Annotated in this window: 2 protein-coding genes; both read left to right on the top strand. The window is 41.7% G+C overall.

Annotation, left to right across the window (positions count from 1 at the left end):
- The first annotated feature begins 61 nt into the window (after nucleotides 1–61).
- On the top strand, nucleotides 62–3,862 hold the full coding sequence (locus TH606_RS10595) for a PKD domain-containing protein (RefSeq protein ID WP_068543852.1): 3,801 nt from the start codon (nucleotides 62–64) through the stop codon (nucleotides 3,860–3,862).
- A gap of 11 nt (nucleotides 3,863–3,873) precedes the next feature.
- Entirely contained in the window at nucleotides 3,874–5,763 is a 1,890-nt protein-coding gene (locus TH606_RS11750; RefSeq protein WP_197460569.1) for a fibronectin type III domain-containing protein, read from the top strand.
- The last annotated feature ends 176 nt before the right edge of the window (nucleotides 5,764–5,939 follow it).

A 5,939-nucleotide genomic window follows, 5' to 3' on the forward strand; every position in this document is an offset into this window, starting at 1 on the left:
TCTTGGTGAAACAGTTTAAAAAAGGCAAGGCAGCCCAAAGGTCTCTTTATAGGAGTTAAATATGCGGCGAATAATAATTATTGCCTTTCTTTTTTTAATGGTTTCAGTCTCAGTAGAGGCCAGGATTTATGTCAATCCATCAATTCCACAGGTGGACCAAACAGTCCGTTTTACTCTACGTGTTTCGAATTGCCCCAATCTTTCTAATGAAATCCTTACCTGGGATTTTGGTGACGGCACCAAACGCTCTGGCCGAAATCTGACAACTGTTACTCATACTTTTAGACGGTCGGGAACTTTTACTATAAAAGTTTATTCCTCTGGTCCTGTTACATCATTTGCTGCTCGAAATCCTTGCCAGGTTCAAGAAAAAATAGTTATAAAAGTAGCCAGAAGTAAACCGAGTGCGTCTCCTTCGGACGCACATACTATTCACACCCCTCCTGTATCTAATAAACCTTCTACATCTTACCAGCCTCCTACATCTTACCGGCCTCCGATAAAACGGGTGAAAGTAGAAATTCTTGAAAAAAAACGCCTTAGAAACAATCAAGGGTTCCTTAAGGTCAAGATTTTATGCGAAGGGGATTATATAAATGGAGAGTTTCGCCTTAACCGCTGGCGTTCCTCTTTTCCTCTTTCCAGAAGTTCCCTTTCTTTAGACCGTGGTCAGTTTAAAACCATTTCCATCAAGTTCCCTGTGAGACCACAGGAAAAAAAGGTTGATTTAGTGATTTTAGACGAAGATCGTCGGGAAGTAAAAAGGCTTACCGTGGAGCTTCCTCCTTCTGTACCTGACTTTTTCTGGATTGCGGGTTTTAAATTCACTATTGATCACCAGCGTAACTGTGCTGTTGCCACCTTGCCCTTCCGGCTGAACTTGAGCCCTTCTGGTGTTTCTAGCCCTGGAACAAACATTTCGTCTAGTATTTCTTCTGGTACAAATATATCTCCTGTCTTATCTGGTGGAGGGGGAGGTATAGGCACACCTATTACGGTGAACCTTCAGGAAATAAGGTTTCAGAACTTCCGCCTTAATAACCGTAATGAAGTTACCCAGGGAAGTTTTGAGGTCCAGATTAACCGGGCGGTTATTACCCATGGAAGTGGAAAGGTACTCTACCTTAAGAGCATAAATTTTAGCCCCACAAGGGCTCAGGCCCAGTTTGAATTACATTTGGGTTCACGATTCAATCCTTCCAGTCTCTCTTTTACTGGTGGTTTGAGAGGCTCTCAGCGTAACTTTACATTAAGCTTAAAAAGCCCTACCCTTATCAATTATCAAAATCAAAATCAGACACTAAAGGCCCGTCTTTCCTCTGCTGAGATACTTTTTTCTGCGGGACGACTTGATTCTCGTGTTTTGCGAGGAGAAATTTTGCTGCCAGGTAAAGTCTATCCGGCACAAGGACGTTTTGAATGGGCCGCTGGAAGAGATGAAACGGGATTATGGTTAGAGGCCCAGCCGCAACAGGAAACTGTATCCTTTATGGGACAGGAGATAAATATATCTCTTTCAAGCTTTAAACCCCTATGGGAGAAAGAACTGGCTAACAACCTGAAACTTATTGCTCAAAAGCTTGTTTTAGATTGGAGTCCTTTTTCTTCTCCCGATAATTCTTATCCTGTATCCATGATGGATATTTTCTTGGGACAAGTGTTTCTACGGGTACCTGTAAATCTTCTGGCTCCTCTTCCCTGGGTAGATTTCCCTTCTGAAAATTCATTCCTCCGTTATGGATTATGGTCAGGCCATTTTAAGCTCAAAGATGATGCTTCTCTGGTGCTTCTGGCTCCCAGAAATCTGGAAATCCGAGTGTTAAAAGATTCTGCCATAGACCTCTCCGGCGGAAACATTGCCTCATGGCGGGTAAATATGGCTATTTATCTTCCTTCGGAATTTAAAAACCAGTCTGGCCAGCGAGTGCGCCTGGATTGCGGAAGCTCAAACTCAATGTCTCAGGGGCTATCTTTTAAGAACTCTACTTGCTATATAAGGGAACCTTTCTATCTGGCTGATAATAGCAAGTTAGTTTTCAATGGTGCTACCTGTACTCTTAGTGCTGATAAGTCTGGTGGAGAATTGAGTTTTGAAAGTGCCATCCTTAGATATACTCCTATTCAAGGAGTAAGGGCCAAAGGGGAAAACCTGGTTCTTGATGGAAGTGGATTTCATGGTCATGTGAAAAGTAGCCAAACTTCTTCTTCTTCTCTTGCAACAACCACTTACAATGGATTTCCTCTGACAGTAAAAAAATTTACAGTAGAAATAGAAGATTCCAAATACACCAGAGCAGTTTTTGAAGGTCGTATCAAATTTCCTATTTTGAATAATATCTCTCGCTCTTTCAGTATGAATCTTCTGGATGAACATTATTATCCTTTGGCCATATCCAAAGACCCTTCAGATGAAAGCTTCCGTTCTGAATTTTTTGATATAGATCCTCTTTACGGATTAATTGTGTCTTTTCAGGGGACAACCTTAGCTCAAATTTATTCTGATCTGGATATTCATCTGCCCTTCGGAATAAGTACGACTATATCGGGAATTCCTGTAAATTTGGGGGCAAACAGTCTTTCGGCTGAATCCGTAACGGTGGGTGATATCTGGGATTTTTATGGCCTTTCAGGGCAAATTTCCCAAATAAAACTCTATTCAGAAGCAGGTAAGGTTTTTCTGGAAGTCCAGCCTACATTTTCTATAGGTTTTGATTGGATGAGTTTTCCTCTCTCGGCGCCCCTTCGTTTTTATGCAGACGGCCAGGTTAGCGGTGTGGCTGGAGAGGGAAGCGTTAGCGTGGAGATGGAGGGATTTCGTTATAGTGGTAGTGTTTCAGCGGCGGTAGATTCTGATTTCAATATTTACTTTGAAGGCCAGGGAGAAATGTATCTCCTAACAGATCAAGTGGGTGTCCAGTCCGAGTTTCTCTTTAACCATCGGCGCAATGATTTTGATTATTGGCGCATAAAGGCTAAAGCCACTGGATTAAACGTACCCTTAGGAAATTCAGGACTAGTGCTTAAAGGGGTTGGGGGAGGTCTGGCCTTTAACATGGAAGGAAATTTCAATATGGAGAGTTTTGAGGTCTCATATACTCCTTCCTCAGGCCATTATGGCTTAGAATCTTTGGCAGAGATTGCTACGAAGAATGCTTATCTCTTTTTTGCCCGCACCCTTTTGAGTCTTGGTATCCATGATTCCGGGACAGAAGGTACTTTAACTTTGGCTGGGAAGGCCTGGATATTTGATAGAAAACACAAAGGCACTCCTAATGGCGATGTTCTAATTGTGGGAAATTGGGGTAGCAATCCTTCTTTTATGGCTGAAATCCAGGGACAGGTAAAAATAAAACACTTGCTCAATGCTCAAGCCCGCGGAGACAGCAAAATTCTTTTATACGCAGCCCCAAATAATCAAAAATTAATGGTAGGAAGTCAGGCCAATCCCTGGTCTATAGAACTTCTTGAGCTTTTTGAGAGCCGTGGATACCTGGAAGCCTACAATCAAGGAGGATCGGTTTCAGGAAAGTTGGGGTATGGTATGGGGGTAAACTTAGAGAAGCGCAAAAAGATTAAAGGTGTCTGCACACTAAGGGCCCGGGCTTACGGTTGGCTGCAAGGAGATTCCAGTCTCTCTCTGTATCCTTCCATTCGTTATTATGAAAAGAATACTGTTAATCTCGGAGCTTCGGTTTCCTGTGGTTCTTTTGGGGTAGGTCTTGGCGGAGGAATTTTGAAAGAAGTTTCTGCTCCTGAACCCCTTAAATTTCTACTTGGTATGCAAATAGACATAGATTTAGGTTTTTATGAAAAATCAGTTCTTTTAGGCATTAATCTTCTTGAGCCAGCTAATTGGATTTAGGAGGAATAAAAGTGACTCAAAAAATGACAAGTAAAATAACTTATATCCTTTTGCTAATATTGATAGTTTTATGCTGGAAGGGTGTTGCTGTTTCTTCAGATAAAAAACTGGCCGTAGTGCCTTCCTCTTCCGCCTTAGTGCTTAGGTGGCCTTTATTAGATGATGTCCCTCTCTCAGAAATGGAAGTAGAGATATTTCGTCGGAGCCAAAATACGGGGTGGGAAAAAATTGCCACCATTAAGCCCAGTCTTGAAAAACTTCATAGCCTTCTTTCTTCCGATCCCGGTCTTTATAAATTTTTAGAAAAGGGTGGCATCCCAGAAAAAGCAAATGCTGATGATTACAACTTTGTTTTAGCTCTTTTTTACATAAGAACGCTGGCGGATACGGAACTAGCCCGCGCGGCAGCCATCTTTTACGAAGATTCTCAGGTTGAACGTTCAAAATACTATCAATACAAAATCGTATACCTGAAGGAAAAGAAACCGGTAAAAAAACTGGTTTCTAACGAAGTTTCCTTAAAGTATTATCGTAAGCCTCCAGAGCTTCCAGTTAAAGCCAGCCAGGAAGGCAATACAGTAATAATTAACTGGCCAAACGCAAAAATTTATAAACTTTATTTTATCTATCGTAACAATCAAAACCTTACCCCTTACGGTTATTATGTTTCTCCCAAGAATGAAGGATGTCTTTTTAAAGACCAAGAAACTTTGGAAGAAGGAAAGGTATATACTTACCAGGTAAAAGGGCTCACCCTGACAGGAGAACGGGTATCTTTTAAACCCGTTAGTATAAAGATAGTTGACCAGGAACCTCCTCTAGCACCTGATGGACTGAGTTTTCAGAAAATCTCTCCTGGAAAGATAAAGCTATCATGGAAGCCTGTAAAAGCTAAAGATCTTTCTGGCTATAGGGTCTGGCGAGCTTCCTCTCTGGAAGGGCCTTTTCAACCTTTAGCTACTTTGCGTTCACAACAAACTTCTTACCTGGATAAAAATCTTGCTCCCGGAGTTTACTATTATGCCGTATCATCTATGGATTACAATGACAATGAAAGTCCGCGTTCCTATCCTTTAATGGTTCCGGTGCCAGATGAAATCCCCCCTGCAAAAGTTAAGGGCTTAAAAGCTTCGGTGGAACCGGGACTGGTACATCTTCGCTGGAGGTCTTCTCCCGAGAAAGATCTTGCAGGCTATCGTGTTTACCGACGTTTCGGGCCACAAGGGCCTTTTGTACTTCTTACAGTCACTCCACTTACTACCGAAACTTTTGATGATAACCTTCCTAAAGCAATGGACTCTACGGAAATTTACTACCAGGTACGCGCCTTAGATAAAGCTAATAATCATTCACCCCCGGCGGCTATAAAAGTCAAGCTCCCTGATGTTACTCCACCACCTAAGCCAATCATTTTAGGACATCGTATAACAGAAAAGGGAGACCTGGAACTTGAAGTTCGTTTTAACCCTGTTGATACTACCGCTTTAATGTTAAAAATTTGTCCCGAAAAAGATTCCTGCCAGAAGTATTCTTTTAAAACTAAAAAAGAATTAAAGGTTTTAAAAGTTTCTGATCCTCCTCATGGAAAATTAGTTTTGGGTATCAGGGCCAGGGACAAAGCTGGCAACGTATCAGAGGTATTTAATTACCGGATGTATATTGCTCCTACCCAAATACAGGCTGAACCTAAAGTTGAATTGAGGCCTCGTGGAAAGAAATGTCAAGTAAAATACGACTTGCCAGATGGATACTTTTTATTGGTTTATCAAAAAGGAGAACGCATTCTTCCCCCGGTGTTTGGCAAAGGGAAAATCAGGCTGGCCTGTGATTCTCCTGAGGAAGTAGAAGTTAGAATTTTTGACAAAAAGGCCCAACTTCTAAAAAAATTAGATTTTAATTGATACCACCTTTTAAATAACTACGCGACTTTTCTCTTCGCTCGGCCAGAGATTGCTTTGCCACTTGGTGATTTAGATGCCTCCTATAATGTTACTGCAGGAGAGCCCTAGCATTCTTCAGGACACATGAAACCACCCTAGAAAGGTAGGTCGGTAGTATTTCAGTAATTGTGTCCGAA

The sequence above is a fragment of the Thermodesulfatator autotrophicus genome (assembly GCF_001642325.1).
Classification (GTDB): domain Bacteria; phylum Desulfobacterota; class Thermodesulfobacteria; order Thermodesulfobacteriales; family Thermodesulfatatoraceae; genus Thermodesulfatator; species Thermodesulfatator autotrophicus.